This window comes from Klebsiella sp. K5-45, assembly GCF_030128605.1.
Lineage (GTDB): Bacteria > Pseudomonadota > Gammaproteobacteria > Enterobacterales > Enterobacteriaceae > Klebsiella > Klebsiella quasipneumoniae.
On sequence record NZ_JAKUZW010000003.1, the window covers coordinates 381,113 to 400,199 of the forward strand.

The 19,087-nt window shown below is 55.6% G+C and carries 19 protein-coding genes; 8 read left to right on the forward strand and 11 right to left on the reverse strand.

The window, feature by feature from the left end:
- Window positions 1-106: 106 nt before the first annotated feature.
- A complete protein-coding gene (gene acrR, locus MKS11_RS08620) occupies window positions 107-757 on the reverse strand; it encodes a multidrug efflux transporter transcriptional repressor AcrR (protein ID WP_004204746.1) in 651 nt (216 codons plus the stop codon).
- 142 nt (window positions 758-899) lie between these two features.
- Here acrR and acrA point away from each other — a divergent pair, with 142 nt between their 5' ends.
- The 5 genes from acrA (at window position 900) to maa (ending at window position 7,090) form a co-directional block, all read left to right on the forward strand.
- Window positions 900-2,093, forward strand: a complete 1,194-nt coding sequence (acrA, locus tag MKS11_RS08625) for a multidrug efflux RND transporter periplasmic adaptor subunit AcrA (protein WP_004204747.1) — start codon at window positions 900-902, stop codon at window positions 2,091-2,093.
- A gap of 22 nt (window positions 2,094-2,115) precedes the next feature.
- Complete coding sequence (gene acrB / locus MKS11_RS08630) at window positions 2,116-5,262, forward strand: multidrug efflux RND transporter permease subunit AcrB (RefSeq protein ID WP_284109500.1); 3,147 nt, start codon at window positions 2,116-2,118, stop codon at window positions 5,260-5,262.
- A gap of 484 nt (window positions 5,263-5,746) precedes the next feature.
- On the forward strand, window positions 5,747-6,121 hold the full coding sequence (gene tomB, locus MKS11_RS08635) for an Hha toxicity modulator TomB (protein WP_002892066.1): 375 nt from the start codon (window positions 5,747-5,749) through the stop codon (window positions 6,119-6,121).
- Window positions 6,122-6,147: 26 nt separating this feature from the next.
- Window positions 6,148-6,366: an HHA domain-containing protein gene (locus MKS11_RS08640; RefSeq protein WP_002892050.1), complete on the forward strand. Its 219-nt coding sequence runs from the start codon at window positions 6,148-6,150 to the stop codon at window positions 6,364-6,366.
- A 157-nt stretch (window positions 6,367-6,523) separates the two neighbouring features.
- The gene (gene maa / locus MKS11_RS08645) at window positions 6,524-7,090 is read left to right on the forward strand and encodes a maltose O-acetyltransferase (protein ID WP_004204750.1); all 567 of its coding nucleotides are present in this window, start codon (window positions 6,524-6,526) and stop codon (window positions 7,088-7,090) included.
- Here maa and MKS11_RS08650 read toward each other — a convergent pair.
- On the reverse strand, window positions 7,062-7,184 hold the full coding sequence (locus MKS11_RS08650; protein WP_032426076.1) for a hypothetical protein: 123 nt from the start codon (window positions 7,182-7,184) through the stop codon (window positions 7,062-7,064). The two genes, maa and MKS11_RS08650, sit on opposite strands and share 29 nt — an antisense overlap.
- A gap of 42 nt (window positions 7,185-7,226) precedes the next feature.
- On the opposite strand from MKS11_RS08650, the gene MKS11_RS08655 reads away from it, so the two are divergent.
- Window positions 7,227-7,697, forward strand: coding sequence for a YlaC family protein (locus MKS11_RS08655; RefSeq protein ID WP_049093338.1), 471 nt, complete (start codon window positions 7,227-7,229; stop codon window positions 7,695-7,697).
- Here the strand turns inward: MKS11_RS08655 and MKS11_RS08660 are convergent.
- The gene (locus MKS11_RS08660; RefSeq protein ID WP_087771463.1) at window positions 7,666-9,123 is read right to left on the reverse strand and encodes a PLP-dependent aminotransferase family protein; all 1,458 of its coding nucleotides are present in this window, start codon (window positions 9,121-9,123) and stop codon (window positions 7,666-7,668) included. The two genes, MKS11_RS08655 and MKS11_RS08660, sit on opposite strands and share 32 nt — an antisense overlap.
- A 100-nt stretch (window positions 9,124-9,223) precedes the next feature.
- Between MKS11_RS08660 and MKS11_RS08665 the strand changes: the two genes are divergently transcribed.
- The gene (locus MKS11_RS08665; RefSeq protein WP_064187826.1) at window positions 9,224-9,922 is read left to right on the forward strand and encodes a GNAT family N-acetyltransferase; all 699 of its coding nucleotides are present in this window, start codon (window positions 9,224-9,226) and stop codon (window positions 9,920-9,922) included.
- Here the strand turns inward: MKS11_RS08665 and ykgO are convergent.
- The 3 genes from ykgO to MKS11_RS08680 form a co-directional block, all read right to left on the reverse strand.
- Window positions 9,919-10,059, reverse strand: coding sequence for a type B 50S ribosomal protein L36 (ykgO, locus tag MKS11_RS08670; RefSeq protein ID WP_002892018.1), 141 nt, complete (start codon window positions 10,057-10,059; stop codon window positions 9,919-9,921). The two genes, MKS11_RS08665 and ykgO, sit on opposite strands and share 4 nt — an antisense overlap.
- Window positions 10,059-10,322, reverse strand: coding sequence for a type B 50S ribosomal protein L31 (locus MKS11_RS08675; protein ID WP_004204754.1), 264 nt, complete (start codon window positions 10,320-10,322; stop codon window positions 10,059-10,061). Before MKS11_RS08675 ends, ykgO begins: the two co-directional genes overlap by 1 nt.
- A gap of 116 nt (window positions 10,323-10,438) precedes the next feature.
- Window positions 10,439-11,509 (reverse strand): LacI family DNA-binding transcriptional regulator, encoded by a 1,071-nt coding sequence (locus tag MKS11_RS08680; RefSeq protein WP_004204755.1) that lies wholly within the window; start codon window positions 11,507-11,509, stop codon window positions 10,439-10,441.
- A 270-nt stretch (window positions 11,510-11,779) separates the two neighbouring features.
- On the opposite strand from MKS11_RS08680, the gene MKS11_RS08685 reads away from it, so the two are divergent.
- On the forward strand, window positions 11,780-13,051 hold the full coding sequence (locus MKS11_RS08685) for a maltoporin (protein ID WP_004204756.1): 1,272 nt from the start codon (window positions 11,780-11,782) through the stop codon (window positions 13,049-13,051).
- A 136-nt stretch (window positions 13,052-13,187) separates the two neighbouring features.
- Here MKS11_RS08685 and MKS11_RS08690 read toward each other — a convergent pair whose 3' ends face one another.
- The 5 genes from MKS11_RS08690 to MKS11_RS08710 form a co-directional block, all read right to left on the reverse strand.
- Entirely contained in the window at window positions 13,188-13,502 is a 315-nt protein-coding gene (locus tag MKS11_RS08690) for a glucose PTS transporter subunit EIIB (RefSeq protein ID WP_004204757.1), read from the reverse strand.
- Window positions 13,503-13,566: 64 nt separating this feature from the next.
- Window positions 13,567-15,624: a beta-galactosidase gene (locus MKS11_RS08695; RefSeq protein WP_087771464.1), complete on the reverse strand. Its 2,058-nt coding sequence runs from the start codon at window positions 15,622-15,624 to the stop codon at window positions 13,567-13,569.
- A 30-nt stretch (window positions 15,625-15,654) separates the two neighbouring features.
- Window positions 15,655-16,857 (reverse strand): arabinogalactan endo-beta-1,4-galactanase, encoded by a 1,203-nt coding sequence (locus tag MKS11_RS08700; protein ID WP_004204760.1) that lies wholly within the window; start codon window positions 16,855-16,857, stop codon window positions 15,655-15,657.
- Between the two features lie 4 nt (window positions 16,858-16,861).
- Entirely contained in the window at window positions 16,862-17,713 is an 852-nt protein-coding gene (locus MKS11_RS08705) for a sugar ABC transporter permease (protein WP_004204761.1), read from the reverse strand.
- Between the two features lie 10 nt (window positions 17,714-17,723).
- Entirely contained in the window at window positions 17,724-19,031 is a 1,308-nt protein-coding gene (locus tag MKS11_RS08710; protein WP_017898898.1) for a carbohydrate ABC transporter permease, read from the reverse strand.
- Between the last annotated feature and the right edge of the window lie 56 nt (window positions 19,032-19,087).

The following is a 19,087-nucleotide window of genomic DNA, read 5'->3' on the forward strand; positions in this document are numbered from 1 at the left end:
TGCCGGAGAATACCGGGGGTCGTCGCAAGCGCGCAGAATAGCACTTCTCATCGCTGGCGAATAGCGGCGGACTGCGCTAAAAATTCACGCTCATCCGCACGCTTCGTTAAGCTGGCAGGCTCTCCGGGCCGCGAAGCGTGGGGCAGAATTGATACATCTCCAGCAGGATGGCGACGTAGTCACGCGCTTCCGCATGCAGGTCGAACGAGTCGGGAGCAAACAGCCAGTTCTCCATCAGGCCTGAAAGGTAGCTGCGCATTAAAATCGCCGCTCGCCGGGTGAGTAAATTGGCAGGCAACAGCTTCGCCGCGATACACTCTTTTAAGGTCTGCTCGATACGCTCGTAGCTCGCCAGGGAGAGCTGCCGCTGGGCCTGCTGCACTACGGTCATTTCTCCGACGAATTCACACTTATGGAAGATAATCTCCATCATCAACCGACGACGCTCTTCTGTCACTGTCGCTTCAAGAACATAGACTAATATCTCCCTGATAACTGAGAGTGGATCGTTGGGGAATTTTGCCCGATACTCAATTTCGAGATCGCTAATACTGGCGTCTGACAGCTCCCAAATTTCGTTGAATAAATCTGATTTATTCTTGAAATGCCAGTAGATAGCCCCCCTCGTTACACCCGCAGCTTTTGCAATTGTTGCCAACGAGGTAGATGATACGCCTTGCTGCGAAAACAGACGCAGAGCAACATCCAGAATCAGTTGCCGGGTTTCACGTGCCTGTTGTTTGGTTTTTCGTGCCATAGGTTAATGACTTTACAGAGGTTACGTTTACATACATTTGTGAATGTATGTACCATAGCACGACCATAATAGAAAGACTGTAGTGGGTTTGTGGTTGTTTGAGCCACTGAACATTTTGAAATTGGACACTCGAGGTTTACATATGAACAAAAACAGAGGGTTAACGCCTCTGGCGGTCGTTCTGATGCTCTCAGGCAGCTTAGCGCTAACAGGATGTGACGATAAACCGGCTCAACAAGGAGCCCAGCACATGCCGGAAGTCGGTATTGTGACGCTCAAATCCGCACCTCTACAAATAACCACCGAACTGCCAGGCCGAACCAGCGCCTATCGCATTGCGGAAGTTCGTCCTCAGGTCAGTGGCATTATTTTAAAACGTAACTTCGTGGAAGGTAGCGATATCCAGGCCGGCGTTTCCCTGTATCAGATCGATCCAGCCACCTATCAGGCCAGCTATGACAGCGCCAAAGGCGACCTGGCAAAAGCCCAGGCGGCGGCAAACATGGATCAACTTACGGTCAAGCGTTATCAGAAACTGTTAGGCACTAAATATATCAGTCAACAAGACTACGATACCGCCGTCGCGACGGCGCAGCAGAGCAATGCGGCCGTGGTCGCGGCGAAAGCAGCCGTTGAAACCGCGCGCATCAATCTGGCCTACACCAAAGTCACCTCGCCGATTAGCGGCCGCATTGGTAAATCCGCGGTGACCGAAGGGGCGCTGGTGCAAAATGGTCAAACAACCGCCCTGGCAACCGTTCAGCAGTTGGATCCGATCTATGTCGACGTCACCCAGTCGAGCAATGATTTCCTGCGCCTGAAACAGGAGCTGGCCGATGGCCGTCTGAAACAGGAAAACGGGAAAGCGAAAGTGGAGCTGGTGACTAACGACGGTCTTAAGTATCCGCAGGCTGGCACGCTGGAATTCTCGGATGTCACCGTCGATCAGACCACCGGCTCTATCACGCTGCGCGCTATTTTCCCTAACCCGGATCACACCCTGCTACCGGGGATGTTTGTCCGTGCCCGTCTGGAAGAAGGGGTTAACCCTGACGCCCTGCTGGTGCCGCAACAGGGTGTCACCCGTACGCCGCGCGGCGATGCCAGCGTCATGGTAGTGGGTGAAGGCGATAAGGTCGAAGTCCGCCAGGTCACTGCTTCTCAAGCGATTGGCGATAAATGGCTGGTCACTGACGGTCTGAAATCCGGCGATCGCGTTATCGTCACTGGCCTGCAAAAAATCAAACCAGGCGTGCAGGTAAAAGCGCAGGAAGTAGCTTCTGATGATAAACAGCAAGCCGCAGGCAACGCGCCATCAGAACAAACCAAGTCTTAACTTAAACAGGAGCCGTTAAGACATGCCTAATTTCTTTATCGATCGCCCCATATTTGCATGGGTGATCGCCATCATCATCATGCTGGCTGGGGGATTATCGATCCTCAAATTGCCGGTGGCGCAATATCCGACGATTGCGCCGCCAGCAATTTCCATTACCGCCATGTACCCCGGTGCTGACGCCGAAACCGTGCAAAACACCGTGACTCAGGTTATCGAACAGAATATGAACGGTATCGATCACCTGATGTACATGTCCTCGAATGGCGACTCCACCGGTACGGCGACCATCACCCTGACCTTCGAATCCGGTACCGATCCGGACATCGCCCAGGTTCAGGTTCAGAACAAGCTGGCCCTGGCCACCCCTCTGCTGCCGCAAGAAGTACAGCAGCAAGGGATCAGCGTTGAGAAAGCGTCCAGCAGCTTCCTGATGGTTGTCGGCGTTATTAACACCAACGGCACCATGAACCAGGACGATATTTCGGACTACGTGGCGGCCAACATGAAGGACCCGATCAGCCGTACCAGCGGCGTCGGCGACGTTCAGCTTTTCGGTTCCCAGTACGCGATGCGTATCTGGATGGATCCGAATAAACTGAATAACTTCCAGCTCACGCCGGTGGACGTGATCAGCGCTCTGAAAGCGCAGAACGCCCAGGTAGCCGCTGGTCAGTTAGGCGGTACGCCGCCGGTGAAAGGCCAGCAGCTCAACGCGTCCATCGTCGCACAGACGCGTCTGACCAATACGGAAGAGTTTGGCAACATCCTGCTGAAGGTGAACCAGGATGGTTCCCAGGTTCGTCTGCGTGATGTCGCCAAAATTGAGCTGGGTGGCGAAAGCTATGACGTGGTGGCGAAGTATAACGGCCAGCCAGCGTCCGGTCTGGGTATTAAACTGGCTACCGGCGCGAACGCGCTGGATACCGCCAACGCGATCCGCGCTGAACTGGCGAAGATGGAGCCGTTTTTCCCGTCGGGGATGAAAATCGTTTACCCGTATGACACCACCCCGTTCGTGAAAATCTCTATTCACGAAGTGGTTAAAACGCTGGTGGAAGCGATCATCCTGGTCTTCCTGGTGATGTATCTGTTCCTGCAGAACTTCCGCGCTACGCTGATCCCGACCATCGCGGTGCCGGTGGTCCTGTTAGGGACCTTCGCGGTGCTGGCGGCGTTTGGCTTCTCGATAAACACCCTGACGATGTTCGGGATGGTGCTCGCCATCGGCCTGCTGGTGGATGACGCCATCGTGGTGGTCGAGAACGTCGAGCGCGTCATGGCCGAAGAAGGCCTGCCGCCGAAAGAAGCGACGCGTAAATCGATGGGGCAGATTCAGGGCGCGCTGGTAGGTATCGCCATGGTGCTGTCGGTGGTATTTATCCCGATGGCATTCTTCGGCGGTTCAACCGGCGCCATCTATCGCCAGTTCTCCATCACCATTGTTTCCGCAATGGCGCTATCGGTACTGGTCGCGCTGATCCTGACGCCGGCGCTGTGCGCCACGATGCTGAAGCCTATCCAGAAAGGCAGCCACGGCGCGACCACCGGTTTCTTCGGCTGGTTTAACCGCATGTTCGATAAGAGCACGCACCATTACACCGACAGCGTAGGCAACATTCTGCGCAGCACCGGTCGCTATCTGGTGCTGTATCTGATCATCGTGGTGGGCATGGCGTGGCTGTTCGTTCGTCTGCCGAGCTCGTTCCTGCCGGACGAAGACCAGGGGGTATTCCTGAGTATGGCCCAGCTGCCTGCCGGCGCCACCCAGGAGCGCACGCAGAAAGTGCTGGATGAGATGACGAATTACTATCTCACCAAAGAGAAGGACAACGTGGAATCCGTGTTTGCGGTTAACGGCTTCGGCTTCGCCGGCCGCGGCCAGAACACCGGTATCGCGTTCGTCTCGCTGAAAGACTGGAGCCAACGTCCGGGCGAAGAAAACAAAGTTGAAGCGATCACCGGTCGGGCGATGGGCTACTTCTCGCAGATTAAAGACGCGATGGTCTTCGCCTTTAACCTGCCGGCTATCGTTGAACTGGGTACCGCGACCGGCTTTGACTTCCAGCTGATTGATCAGGGCGGCCTGGGACACGAAAAACTGACCCAGGCACGTAATCAGCTGTTTGGCATGGTGGCGCAGCATCCTGACGTGCTGACCGGCGTGCGTCCTAACGGTCTGGAAGATACACCGCAGTTCAAAGTCGATATCGATCAGGAAAAAGCCCAGGCGCTGGGCGTCTCCATCAGCGACATTAACACCACGCTAGGCGCTGCCTGGGGCGGAAGCTATGTCAACGACTTTATCGACCGCGGCCGCGTGAAGAAAGTGTACATCATGTCCGAAGCGAAATACCGTATGCTGCCTGAGGACATCGGCAAGTGGTATGTTCGCGGCAGTGATGGCCAGATGGTGCCGTTCTCCGCCTTCTCCACCTCGCGTTGGGAATACGGTTCGCCGCGTCTGGAACGCTACAACGGTCTGCCATCGATGGAAATTCTTGGCCAGGCAGCGCCAGGCAAGAGTACCGGTGAGGCGATGAGCCTGATGGAAGAGCTGGCGGGTAAACTGCCGTCGGGTATCGGCTACGACTGGACCGGGATGTCTTATCAGGAGCGGCTGTCCGGTAACCAGGCCCCTGCCCTGTATGCCATCTCGCTGATTGTCGTCTTCCTGTGTCTGGCAGCGCTGTATGAGAGCTGGTCGATTCCGTTCTCGGTCATGCTGGTCGTACCGTTAGGTGTGGTCGGCGCGCTGTTAGCCGCCACCCTCCGCGGTTTAACCAATGACGTTTACTTCCAGGTTGGCCTGTTGACCACCATCGGCCTGTCGGCGAAAAACGCGATACTGATCGTTGAATTCGCCAAAGACCTGATGGAGAAAGAGGGCAAAGGGCTGATTGAGGCGACGCTTGAAGCGGTGCGTATGCGTCTGCGTCCGATCCTGATGACCTCCCTGGCGTTTATCCTTGGGGTTATGCCGCTGGTTATCAGCTCCGGTGCTGGCTCCGGTGCGCAGAACGCCGTCGGTACAGGCGTAATGGGCGGGATGGTGACCGCGACGATCCTGGCTATCTTCTTCGTGCCGGTGTTCTTTGTGGTGGTTCGTCGCCGCTTTAGTAAGAAAACGGAAGATATTGAGCACAGCCATCAGGTTGAGCATCATTAATCTGCACTACTGAACAAAGGGCCGCCACCGCGGCCCTTTTTTTGTTCATTACCGACAGGGCACATATTGCCATTGTTTATTTTTCGCGCTGCATTTAATATCTATTGATGTGTTGCAGACTATATCTATCGCGCTGTTTAGCCCTTAGGATCTTCTTACGCTCATTTACCAGGAATAATCCTAATATCATCATTCACGGCCGGCGGTTTCTGAACGCGACGACTGCCTGTCTTAAACCAATGATTGATAAGACATCTCTATTTTTCAGGCTGCGCGCCCGGGCCGCAGAAATTAATTCGTCTATTTTTAAGATAATTTCTCTCTGATAATTGTAATTTTTCGTAATAGCACGATGAAATCTCCTGGAGAGTGGATTATAGTTAAATCAGCAGGATTACTCAGTTAGTGTCAGGTCAGTTAGTCGTGTTCATCCCACAACGGTGTTTGTTAGTCGTCGTTTAAACCACTCAAAAGGGGATGCGTTATGGACGAATACTCGCCAAAAAGACATGATATCGCACAACTACGCTTTCTCTGCGAAACGCTGTATCATGACTGCCTTGCAAACCTGGAAGAGAGCAACCATGGCTGGGTCAACGACCCGACATCGGCTGTCAATCTCCAGTTAAATGAACTGATCGAGCACATTGCCACATTCGCCCTTAATTATAAAATTAAGTACGCTGAGGATAATAAGCTGATCGCTCAGGTTGACGAATATCTGGACGACACATTTACGTTGTTCAGTAACTACGGCATTAACTCTACGGATTTGCAAAAGTGGAAAAAATCCGGTAATCGGTTATTTCGTTGTTTTGTCAACGCCAGCCGGGAAAATCCGGCCAGTCTTTCGTGTTAGGATTATTACAATCAAAAGGTGGAATTATGTCTGATAAGCCATTAACTAAAACAGACTATTTGATGCGCTTACGTCGTTGCCAGACAATTGACACGCTGGAGCGCGTCATTGAAAAAAACAAATATGAACTTTCTGATAATGAGCTGGCGGTATTTTACTCAGCCGCCGATCATCGTCTGGCTGAACTGACTATGAATAAGCTGTACGATAAAATCCCGACGTCCGTCTGGAAATTTATCCGCTAATTAGTGCGCCCGACGCGGTCTGCTGACCGGATGGTAATCGCCAGCCTCAGCAGGACATCTTTGTGATAGTCATCACAGCATTCAGCAAACAGCAAACTTGTAACCGGTTTCTTTTTTATACTGTTGCGACCTCTAACGTCAGGTATAAGGAAGACCAATGAGTGAAGAAAAACGCAAAATGATCGCCGGTGAGCTCTATTTATCTGGCGACCCAACGCTTCGCGCCGATCGCCTGCGCGCCAGACAGCTGCTGCACCGTTATAATCATTCCGCCCCGAATGCCCAGGAAGAACGTCAGCATATTCTGGCCGAGCTGTTCGGTCGCGCTGGCGATGCGTATATCGAGCCAAGCTTTCGCTGCGACTACGGCTACAATATCTTTCTCGGCGCCGGTTTTTACGCCAATTTCGACTGTGTGATGCTGGACGTCTGCCCTATCCATATTGGCGATAACTGCATGCTGGCGCCGGGCGTCCATATCTATACCGCCACCCATCCGCTGGATGCTGAGGCCCGAAACAGCGGCCAGGAATATGGCAAACCGGTGACCATTGGCCACAATGTGTGGATTGGTGGTCGGGCGGTGATCAATCCCGGGGTGACCATTGGCGATAATGCGGTCATCGCCTCCGGAGCGGTGGTCACTAAAGACGTTCCCGCCAGTACCGTTGTCGGCGGCAACCCGGCGCAGATCATCAAGCGCCTTCCGCCGCCGAATGCGTAACTGTTATGCTTTTCTGTAACTGATCTGTTACTTTCTCCGCAGAATACTGCAACATAAAATAACCTTCAGGCTGAGCCTGCCGCACCTGATCCATCGGGCGCACGGGGCGGGCTTATTGCAGAATTCGGGGACCAAGATGACAGAAATACAACGCCTGCTGACTCACACCATTGACGAACTTAACGTGCAGGAAAAACGCGATAATCGCCCGCGTTTTAGCATCAGTTTTATCCGCAACCATCCGGGCCTGTTTGTTGCCATGTATGCCGCGTTTCTGGCGACGCTGGTGGTCATGATGCGCTCTGAAACGCTGGTGGATTCGGTCTGGTTGTTGGTGGTGCTGTTCATCCTGTTCAACGCTTTTTTCTTCTTTGACGTCTATCCACGCTATCGTTACGAAGATATCGATGTCCTCGACTTTCGCGTGTGTTACAACGGCGAATGGTACAACACCCGCTTTGTCCCCCGACAGCTGATCGACCGTATCCTGCAGTCGCCGGACGTCGATAGCGAGCAGAAGGCACAGCTTAAAAAAATGGTCGACACCAAAGGCGAGCTCTCCTTTTACGATGTCTTTACGCTGACCCGCGCCGGTACTGCGCAATAAGACGATTCAGCGTCCGCAGCGCCAGCGGATAGCGGGAAGCCGAAGTATTGCCATACCCCAGCACCAGCCCGCTCCGCCCCCGCCGCGGGTCGAGATAGAAATGGCTTAGCGCAGCGGGCGCCAGCTGAAACTGACGCGCCTGCTGCGCAATCGTTCGATCGTCGATCCCCTCTATGGCCAACGTCAGATGGAGTCCCCCTTCCCCACCGAGGACTTCGCACGGCACGGTAATCTCTTGCGCCAGCGCCTCGCGCAGCTGTTGCTGACGTTTGCGGTACAGACGACGCATCGCTGCCAGATGACGCGCATAGTGTCCCTTCTCGATAAAGCTGGCCAGCGCACGCTGTTCAGCGCGATGCCCGCCGCGCAGCAGCGCGCCAATGGCCTCCTGAGCGGCATCCGCCAGCGCGGACGGCATGACCATAAAACCGATACGCAGCGCCGGAAACAGGGTTTTGCTGAAGGTGCCGAGATAGACCACCGGGGCATCCGGGACCATCCCCAGCATCGCCGGGATCGGCTCTCCGCTGTGGCGAAACTCGCTGTCGTAGTCATCCTCCACAATCCACGCGCCGTGCCGATGGGCATACTCCACCAGCGCCAGACGCCGCGCGGCGCTCATGACGCTCCCAAGGGGATACTGATGAGAGGGAGAGGTGAAAATCAGCCGGGGTGGCTCTGCCACGCCGTTGGCGATACACATCCCTTCACCATCGACGGCCATCCCACAGACCCGCAGCCCCGCTCGCTGGAAACCACTCCTGGCGCCCAGGTACCCCGGCTCTTCCAGCCACACGCTGTCGCCCGGGTTGGTCAACAGCGAGGCGCATAAGTTGACCCCTTCCAGCGCCCCCTCGGTGATGACGATCTGCCGGATATCGCACCGGATGCCCCGGGAGAGCGCCAGATGGCGGGCGATAGCCTCCCGCAGTTGGGGATCGCCCGCGGCCTCACCGTAGCCCAACAGCGTGCTGCCTTCGTCGCGCAATGCCTTATCGATTAACCGCCGCCACAGCGGCAGCGGGAAATAGTTCACCGCCGGCATGCCAGGCGTAAACGGCAGCGCCGGCGAGTCACGGCGCATAGCGGCTGGCAGCCCCTGCAGCCGCTCAGACAGCACAACGGGTGGCGCTATTACCTCCTGCCGACCGCTAGCGGCGAGCGGCACCACCAGCGTCCCCTGACGGCATCGCGTCAGGTATCCCTCCAGCGTCAGTTGCTCCAGTGCGGCATTCACCGTATTACGCGACAGATGCAGTCGACCGGCAATCACGCGCGATCCTGGCAAACGGCAGCTGGCCGCCAGGTTTCCCTGCAGGATGGCATAGCGCAAAGTGTGGTAAAGGGCGCGCTGCAGGGTTTCGTCCGTTCGCTGCCGCATCCCCTGCGTCACCAACCCATAAAACGCATCGTCCGGTATATTCATGTCGCCTCCTCGTGGATCCATAAAAACATACTCTAATGGCACTTTTTATGGAACCAGCCAGCGCGTACGCTGCCTGTACATCCCCAATAAGGAAACCGCAATGTGTGAATACAATCAGTTTGGACAGGCGCTCGGCGCCGCGCTGCCCGACTGGCAACCCCGCCCCTGGCCGACCCGGCTGGTACTTCAGGGCAGCCGCTGTCGGCTCGAACCACTCACCCTCGCCCACGCCAGCGATCTGTTTGCTGCCCATCAGCTGGCGCCCGACGCCCGCAGCTGGACGTGGCTGCTGCGCGAACCGGAAACCAGCCTGGCTGAATTTAGCGCCTGGGTGGCGCAGGTTGCTACGCTGGCCGATCCGATCCATTTCGCCGTCGTTGACCAGCAGCGTGGAACGGCGGTCGGTTCGCTGGCGTTAATGCGCATCGATGCCACCCATGGCGTGGTCGAGGTGGGGCATGTCCATTTCTCTCCGCTGCTAAGCCGAACGGCTATGGCCACCGAAGCGCACTGGCTGTTGATGCAGTATGTGTTCGAGACGCTCGGCTACCGTCGCTATGAATGGAAATGCAATAGCCTCAATACGCCGTCAGGCCGGGCGGCAAGGCGACTGGGATTTCAGTACGAAGGACGTTTTCGTCAGGCGCTGGTGAGCAAAGGACACAACCGGGACACGGACTGGTTTTCAGTGATTGATGGCGAATGGCCGCAGCTGGATAGCGCCATGCGCCAATGGCTGGCCGCCGACAATTTTACCGCCGACGGCCAGCAGCGCCGTCCCCTGGAAAGCTTCCGTTAACGACGTTTTTTGCGCCCCTGCACTGCTTTGAAGCGGGGGTTGCTCTTACAGATCACGTACAGCCGCCCTTTGCGTTTGACCAGCTGGCAATCCGGGTGGCGCTGTTTGGCGCTGCGTAATGAGTTAACGACCTGCATCATGCCTTCCTTTTTGCATCAATGAAGCCGCCAAAGCGCTGGCGGAAACGGGCCGCGCTACCCTCGCTGGCGAACGTTTTTTGTTTGCCGGTGTAGTAGGGATGAGATTTCGAGGAGACGTCGATCGTCACATACGGATACGTCTCACCGTCGAGCTCAATCACGCGTTCGGTGCGGATGGTTGAGCCAACTTTAAAATATTCATTGGCGCTGGTGTCGTGAAACACCACCGTGCGATAGGGAGGATGGATATGGGCTTTCATCATGACCTCGTCATTATGTTATAACATTACAATTAAGGTACGCCGTTCCACGACAAAGATCAACCATGGTCATATCAGGGGTAATAACAAAGAGGCGAGTTTCCTCGCCTTTGGCTTCAGGGCGCCAGACGGTGGGCGATAGCGCGAAGTTGCTCCGCGATAGCCTGCAGATCTTTCCCCTGCTCGACTCTGGCGCCGCTGGAATGGCGAATCACCAGGCGCGCCGGCAGGATGGATGAGGTATGCGCCGCACCGCTGGTACTGGCGAGGATCCGCCGCACCGCCTCTTTCCCCTGCAGGTCGAGGTCCAGCGAGACCGTACTCAATGCCGGATAGAAAAAGGAGCTTTCGTAGGTATCGTCATAGCCAATCACCGACTTCTCTCCCGGCACCGCCACCTGATGCTGATGGAAGGCGCTGAGCACCCCCAGCGCCATCTGGTCATTGCCCACCAGCACGGCGCTGAAATTAGGCGTTTCCCGCAGCATCTGCAGCGCGCCGGCGTAGCCGCTCTGCGCATCCCAGTTGCCGCGCAGGACGGTCACCGGCTTCAGACCGTAGCCATCCAGGGTCTCGAGCCAGCTTTTCAGCCGCAGTTTCGCCGATACGGAGCTGTCCGGGCCTGCCAGCAACGCAATCTCCCGATGCCCCATCTCATAGAGATATTTGACGCTGGCCCGGGTGCCGTCCGCCGGGTTAAACGAAACGTTAAACACGGAGCTGTAGGGATCAACGTCGAGAAACAGGCAGACGATATCATCATTGTCAGCGGCGATTTTCTGCGCCTGTTCGGTCTCCAGCGGCACGTTGATAATGACCTTATCCACCCGCTGAGACTTCAGCTCATTGATGGAATCCTGGATGCTTTGGTTGACGCTCTCATCAATCATTGAAATCAGGACCTGGTAACCTTCCAGATTAGCATAGCGTTTTACCGCCGCCGCCACCTGGGAGGGGGCATGCCAGGCCAGCGAAATCGTCACCAGTCCGACCGTCTGGCTCTCCTTCCCCACCAGCTGCTGCGCCAGCCGGTTTGGCACATAGCGCAGAGCCTCTATCGATTTCTCCACCTTGCGGCGCGTCGCTTCGGATACATTGGCAGATTTGTTGAGTACCCTGGACACGGTCTGGTAAGAGACGCCCGCATGACGAGCGACGTCTTCCAGAGTAGCGCTTTTAGACTTCATGGTCCGGTTCCTTATGTTGTTATCCCATGATTGTAACAGGGGCCATTTGAAAAAACGCTCACCGCTACCTCTCATCGCAAAATTACACCACAAAAAGTATTACGTTCACAACCAGGTTAATTGTGAAACACTTCACTCATCACAACAAAAACCAGCGTTATTATTTGCACTTAGTCACACAATAATCATATCTCATTTGCCTGAAGTTACATTTAGGCATTTTATGACATCAGTTATGTGAACGTAATACAAAACAATAAGAGGATAGAGATGAATACGACACTGCGCGTCCTTTCCACAGCATTAGCCGCTGCGCTAATCGCCCCTTCCGCCTTTGCGGCTACCGCTGCGATCCCGACCGTTGATTTTCATGGCTATTTGCGTGCCGGGGTTGGGGTCTCCGGCGACGGTAGCGAAGCGGAATGGCAAAAGAACAAGCTGGGCCGGTTGGGGAACGAATCGGATACCTATGGCGAGCTGGAGTTAGGCTCCGAGGTCTACAAAAAAGATGATGTCAGTTTCTATCTCGACAGCATGGTCAGCATGGTCTCCGATGGCTCTAACGATAATGAAACCACGCTGAACGATGACGCGCAGTTCGGCTTACGTCAGCTGAACCTGCAGATCAAAGGGCTGATCCCGGGCGATCCGAATGCGGTGATCTGGGGCGGCAAACGTTACTACCAGCGTCACGACCTGCACATCATCGATACTAAATACTGGAACATTTCCGGCTCCGGGGCCGGGGTGGAAAACTACACCCTTGGCCCGGGCGCCGTCTCGCTGGCGTGGATCCGCGGCGATGCCAACGACGTTGACTATCGCGTCGATGGCGACAGCAACGTCAATATCAACTATATCGATTTACGCTACGCGGGATGGAAGCCGTGGTCCGGGTCGTGGACCGAATTCGGCATCGACTACGCCATGCCGAACACCACCAAAAAACAGGACAGCTACGGCGGACTGTACGATGCCGAAAATGGCGTGATGCTGACCGGTGAAATCAGTCAGGATATGCTGGGCGGCTATAACAAAACCGTGCTGCAGTATGCCAACAAAGGTCTGGCGCAGAATATGGTCTCCCAGGGCGGCGGCTGGTACGATATGTGGAACTACGTGAACGACGCCACCGGCTATCGCGTGATTAACACCGGTCTGATCCCCATTACCGAGAAGTTCTCCATCAACCACGTTCTGACCTGGGGCTCGGCGGATGACATTACCGACTATACCGATAAAACGCGGATGCTGTCGCTGGTCGCCCGCGGGCAGTATCAGTTCACCGACTACGTGCGCCTGATTGGCGAAGTCGGCGGTTTCTATCAGAAAGACAGCTATAACAATGGCACCAGCTACAAACAGGCCGGTGAGAAATATACCATTGCGCTGGGCCTGGCGGACGGGCCGGACTTTATGTCACGCCCGGAATTACGTATTTTCGCGTCGTATCTGAATGATTCCGAAGATGGTAAACCGTTTGAAGACCAGACGGCGAATAATACCTGGAATTTCGGCGTGCAGGTTGAGGCCTGGTGGTAATATCGCGCTGGTAAGACAAATACGTTATTTATATCTCCAACTGTAAGGTCATTAATTTCCCTCCGGTAATCATTATTGCCACTGCTGTCTTTGTCTTATTTTCGGGATAACCTGTTTTCAGGTTATCCCGTTTTATTTATTTCCGCGCAGCAAAATGGTCATCCAGCAATTGACGTAGCGCATCGGACTGCTTACCGAAAATAGCATGAACCTGCTGGCCAAGAATAATGACACCCAGCGCGCCCTGCTGCTGTAATGCGTCCGAGTCCACGGCTGCCAGATGACGAACCGTTACCCGTAGACGGGTAATACAGGCGTCCACTTGGGTAATATTCGCTTCACCGCCGAAGGCCTGAACCAACGCCTCGATTTGCTGTTTTTCCGCTTCGCTTAACGGCTGTGCCGGACGTGCAGGAGAGAAATAGTGCAGGAAAGATTTTAAACTCACCATCATAAACTCCAGGGTAATAGATAAAAAAAAGCCTGCTCGTCAGAGCAGGCGTGGAGAAAAAAGATTAGGCGTGGCGACGGAGAATACGGCAATCCCATGCTGACAGGGTCAGCGGGTCCGACACCGCCGCGTCGGTCAGGCAATCCCGATACCCTGACGGCAGGCTCAGGGTATGGCTTTGCGCGCTGTAGTTCTGCAGGAAGACAAACGTGCTCTCACCGTCGGTGCGCGCAGTAGCCACCACGCCGGGCGGTAAATCCGCCGCGATCGCCCGCGGTAGCGCCAGCTCCTTGCTCAGGGCGGCAAAGAAGTCGCGCTGGAAGGCCAAATCGTTGCGGGAGGCCACATGCCAGGCTTTACCTTTCCCGAAGCCGTTCACCGTCACCGCTGGCCTTCCGGCATAAAAATCATCCCGGTAGGTGGCCAGCGTCTGCGCGCTTTCGGTATGGATCAGTTCACAGAGATGGCGCACCTGATACGGGCCCTGCAGACCGCACTGATTCCCGGCCAGGCCCTGCACCAGATTAAACTCGCCGTCATTCAGGCAGTCGATCTCTTCCGCCCAGATGCCCAGCAGATTGCGCAGCGGGCCAGGGAAGCCGCCGAGATAGCAGAGATCGGATTCGTTGACGATGCCGGTCCAGTAAGTGGTCACCAGATGGCCGCCGCTGGCGACAAACGCCTCCGCCCGCGCGGCAAAGCCGTCGCGCACCATGTATAACATCGGGGCAATGACCAGCCGGTATGGCGTTAAATCAGCGTCGGCGTCAATCACATCGACGGCGATGCCCTGCTCCCAGAACGGACGGTAGTGCTCATTGACCGTCTTCTCATACTCCATCCCCAGATTGCGCGGTCCCTGGGCGTCATCAAGCGCCCAGCGGTTCTGCTGGTCGAAGATAATCGCCACTTTCGCCTCGGTGCGACAGCCCCGGACCTCCGGTAGCTTGCTCAGTATCTCACCGAGTTTGCTGACTTCACGGCCAATACGGGTATCGATGTGCCCGACATGGTCGACCACCGCGCCGTGAAATTTCTCAACCGAACCGCGACTTTTCCGCCACTGGAAATACTGCACCGAGTCGGCGCCATGCGCCACCGCCTGCAGCGAGGAGAGAATATGCATGCCCGGTTTCTTCAGTTTGCTGGTCGGTTGCCAGTTAGTCGCACCCGGCGTGGACTCCATCAGCACAAACGGCTGGCCGCCCTTCAGGCTGCGCATCATGTCGTGATACATCGCGGTGTAGCAGGCCAGCGCGGTTTCGTCTTTGTCGCGGTGCCACATCGGATAGCTGTCCCACGAGATAAAGTCCAGCACCTCCGCCAGCTGCCAGTAGTCATAATCGTAGAAATACTCCATAAAGTTGGTGGTCACCGGCAGGGCGGCATTCGCCGCCTTCAGCGGGGCGATTTCATGGCGGCAGAAATCGGTCACCTGAGCGGTGTTAAAGCGATGCCAGTCAAGGTTGAGACCGTGGATCGACGTTTCACCCTGCGGCGCAGGCGATTCAATCTGCGACCAGTCGGTATAGGTATGGCTCCAGAAGGTGCTCCACCAGGCCTGGTTGAGGTTCTCCAGGGTCTGGTACCGCGTCTTCAGCCAGTCGCGAAAGCGGGTCTGGCAGCGCTCGCAATGACATTCTCCGCCATATTCATTGGAAATATGCCAGCCCAGCACCGCCGGGTGCGCAGCATAGCGCTCCGCCAGCAGGCTATTAATTTTCAGGGTCTTCTCACGATAGATCGGCGATGACATACAGTGGTTGTGACGGCCGCCGTGCAGGGCCGGCACCCTATCGCGCCCCACCCGCAGAACCTGCGGATAGCGTTGAGACATCCACGCCGGACGCGCGCCGCTCGGGGTGGCCAGAAATACATGAATGCCGGCGGCATACAGTTTATCGAGAATAGTATCCAGCCAGGCGAAATCAAATACCCCTTCGCGCGGCTCAAGTTTCGCCCAGCTAAATATGCCCACCGACATCACATTGCATTTTGCCTGCTGCATCATGGCAATGTCTTTATCAATAATGTCGGGGTCATTCTCCCATTGTTCCGGATTATAATCCGCGCCATGCAGCAGCGTATTAACCTTTGGATGTAAAGGTGCAAATTTATTCATAATAAACTTCCTGAAAAGAACGACAAATAATTAATTAAATACTTTTACCGACGGCAGTACTTTTCCCTGGCAGTCAAATAGCGCCTGATTTTCCCGCGCATTACCCTCTTTCCATTCGTCATGGATATATTTCATCCCCGCCGGGGTGGCCCAGGTATTTCCCGGCACGGCAATCCACGTCGGCTCCCAGTAAAAAATACCTTTGCCGCGCTGGTCGGGAACATCTATTACGGCCTGCATCAGATCGTGAATATAGCGATATTGCCCCTGCACGGTGGCGGGATAGCCTCCGTCCTTTTCCTCTTTGGCCTGAAAACTGTTTTCCGCGTTATCGCAGTTGGCCAGGGTATAGGCATAGGCCGCCTCGACGACAATGACGTCTTTGTTATAGCGTTTGCTGATGTCATCCATATTGGCCTTCAGGGCGCTGATCGGCCCGTTCCAGTAGGTGTACATCGACAAACCAATCACGTCATAGGGCACATGACGTTTCTCTATTTCGTCAAACCACCAGCGGAAGGTATCGTTCTTGGTCCCTTCAGCCAGATGCAGCATGATTTTCACCTGCTCGCCATTGCGCAGATTCGCCTTCAGACCATCAATGGCCGCGTTCAGCAGCCCGGCCAGCCGGTCAAACTCGCCGCCCCCCTGCCCCCAGCTTTTCCCTTCCGGCCACAGCATACCGCCGTTAATCTCATTGCCGATCTGCACCATATCCGGCAGGACGCCCGCCTGCTTAAAGCGGGCGATGGTATCCCGGGTATAGTCATGAATCGCCGTTTTCAGCTGCGGATAATCCATCTTTTCCCAGGCCTTCGGTTTGAACTGCTTGCCGGGATCGGTCCAAAAATCGCTGTAATGGAAGTCGAGCAGCAGCTTCATTCCTTGGGCTTTCGCCCGTTTCGCCAGCGCCAGGGTAGTGGCCAGATCGTTATTCCCGCCGCCATAGCCCTCGCCGCTTGCCGATTGCGGATCCACCCACAGGCGGAGGCGAACATAGTTGACGCCGTTCTCTTTCAGAATGGCGATCGGATCCTTACGCTGGTTATTCTGGTCGTAGAAAATTGCCCCGTGCTTTTCGGCATCCAGCAGCGTGGAGATATCCGCGCCTTTAATAAAGTCCGCCGGCATACCCTGAAAGGCGCGGGTTTCAAGCGCGTCCGCTGCCAGCGAAGGGAGGGAAAAACTGCATGCCAGACAAACCGCAAGCCATGCGGGTGTAAATCTTTTCATGTGCTTATCCTTTAGTACTGCCCGAGGTCAGGCCGGAGACGAAGTATTTTTGTAACGCCAGATAGAGGATCGCGACCGGCACGGCAATCAGTACCGCCCCCGCCGCGTAGGTGGTGTAGCTGGCCCCCATTTTTTGCGCCACCAGGTTATACAGACCGATAGGCAGCGTGTATTTATCCGGGGTACGCAGGATGGTGCTGGAGAGGATGAAATCCCCCAGCGGGCCGGTGAAGGAGAACAGCGCCACCACCGCGAGGATCGGCCTCGACAACGGCATGATGATCTCAATAAATATGCGAAAGCTACTGGCGCCGTCCATGCGGGCGGACTCATCCAGATCTTTAGGGATCGCGTCGAGATACCCCTTCATCAGCCAGGTATTCATCGGGATCATTCCCCCGACGTAGATCAGCACCAGCGCCAGATGGCTGTTTATCAGGCCAAGCAGTTGCGACAGCACAAAGATGGCAATCAGCGCGGAAAACTGCGGGATCATCTGCAGCAGCAGGAACAGCATCAGCCCGTTTTGCCGCCCTTTAAAGCGGAAGCGGGAGAAGGCGTAAGCGGTAAAGCTGACGCTAATCAGGGTCAGCACCATGGTCAGAAAGCTGATTTTCATCGAGTTCCAGTACCAGGTGAGGTAATTCACATTGCCATTGAACAGATCGGCATAGTGCTGGAACGACAGGTTTTCCGGAATGATCGAGGTACTGAGCAGGCTATTGCCGGCGTTCAGCGACGCCCCGACGGTCCAGACCAGCGGGTAGATAATCACCACCGAGACCAGGATAACCACCAGCCAGGTAAGAGAGAGTCGTATCCACTTTTCGCGTTTAATACTGGGTGATTGAGCCATGTTGCTTCCCTTACGCCATGTCATCATTTTTGAAGGATTTGGTGGCGCGGAACTGCCACAGCGCCAGGCCGACGACGAAGATCGACAGCAGGATAGTGATGGTCGCCGCGATGGCGTACTGCGACGAGGACATCGTCAGCTTATAGATCCACGACACCAGAATATCCGTCCCGCCGGCGTTAGATCCCGCCACCGCAGGGCCGCCGTTGTTAAACAGATAAATAATGTTGAAATTATTAAAGTTGAAGGTGTACTGGGTGATGATGATCGGCGCGATCGCGTACAGCACCAGCGGCAGGGTGATGGTGCGCAGGCGGGTAAAGGCGCTGGCGCCGTCCATCGTCGCCGCTTCATACAGATCGTCCGGGATCGCCTGCAGCACGCCGGTGGTCATGGCAAAGACAAACGGAAAGCCAAGCCAGGTCTGCATCATGATCAGCGCGGTTTTGGTCCAGAACGGGTCGGTTAGCCATGCCTTCGGACTGATGCCGAAGAATGACAGGATCGCGTTGTTAATCACCCCGAAGGAGTCATTGAACATCCCGGCAAAGACGAGGATAGTGACAAACCCCGGCACCGCCCACGGCAAAATAAAGATGGTGCGGATCAGCGGCTTAAAGCGCAGATCTTTTTGGTTCACCAGAATCGCCAACAGCACGCCCACCGTACACTGCAGGGTGGTCGCCAGCAGCGTCCACACCACGGTCCACTGCAGCACATCCAGAAAGGTGGAGCGCCAGATGGAGAGGGTGAAAATATTGACGAAGTTTTTCAGCCCCACCCAGTCCACCAGCTTCGCCGGCGGCGTGTGGTACAGGTTGTAGTTGGTGAAGGCGATGGCAAAACCAAACAGAATGGGAAAGATCACCACAAAGACCAGCAGAATAAAGCCCGGGGTGATCATCAGGTACGGGAAGCCGTCGCTCAGCAGCATCTGGTACTGCTTACGCACGCTGTTCAGCGCGACCCCTTCATCGCGTTTTTTGCCGTTCAGCCACGCGTCCCGCAGCGAGAGAAAATAGATCAGCACGCCAAAAGCGACGATCAGCACGCTGATAATCCCCTCCGCTAACAGGAAGATAGAGTTATCCCGGGGCACCTCTTCACCCAGGGTATAGAGCCCCCACAGCCCCTCGCGCAGGAAATCGTAAAAAATACCCAAAAAGCTGCTCAGCAGCACCAGGAAGACCAGCCCCTTCAGCCACTGGCGATGATAAAACTGGCCGAAACCCGGCACGATTGCCAGCAACAGGCCGCACCACGCATGGCGCCCGGGCCCGCGCGCGTCGCTAAAATTTTCGCTGGAATGGATGCTCACACTCGACTCCTTCTACAAACGGGAGGTCCCCCTCCCGCTCGGTGACTTCACGTGAC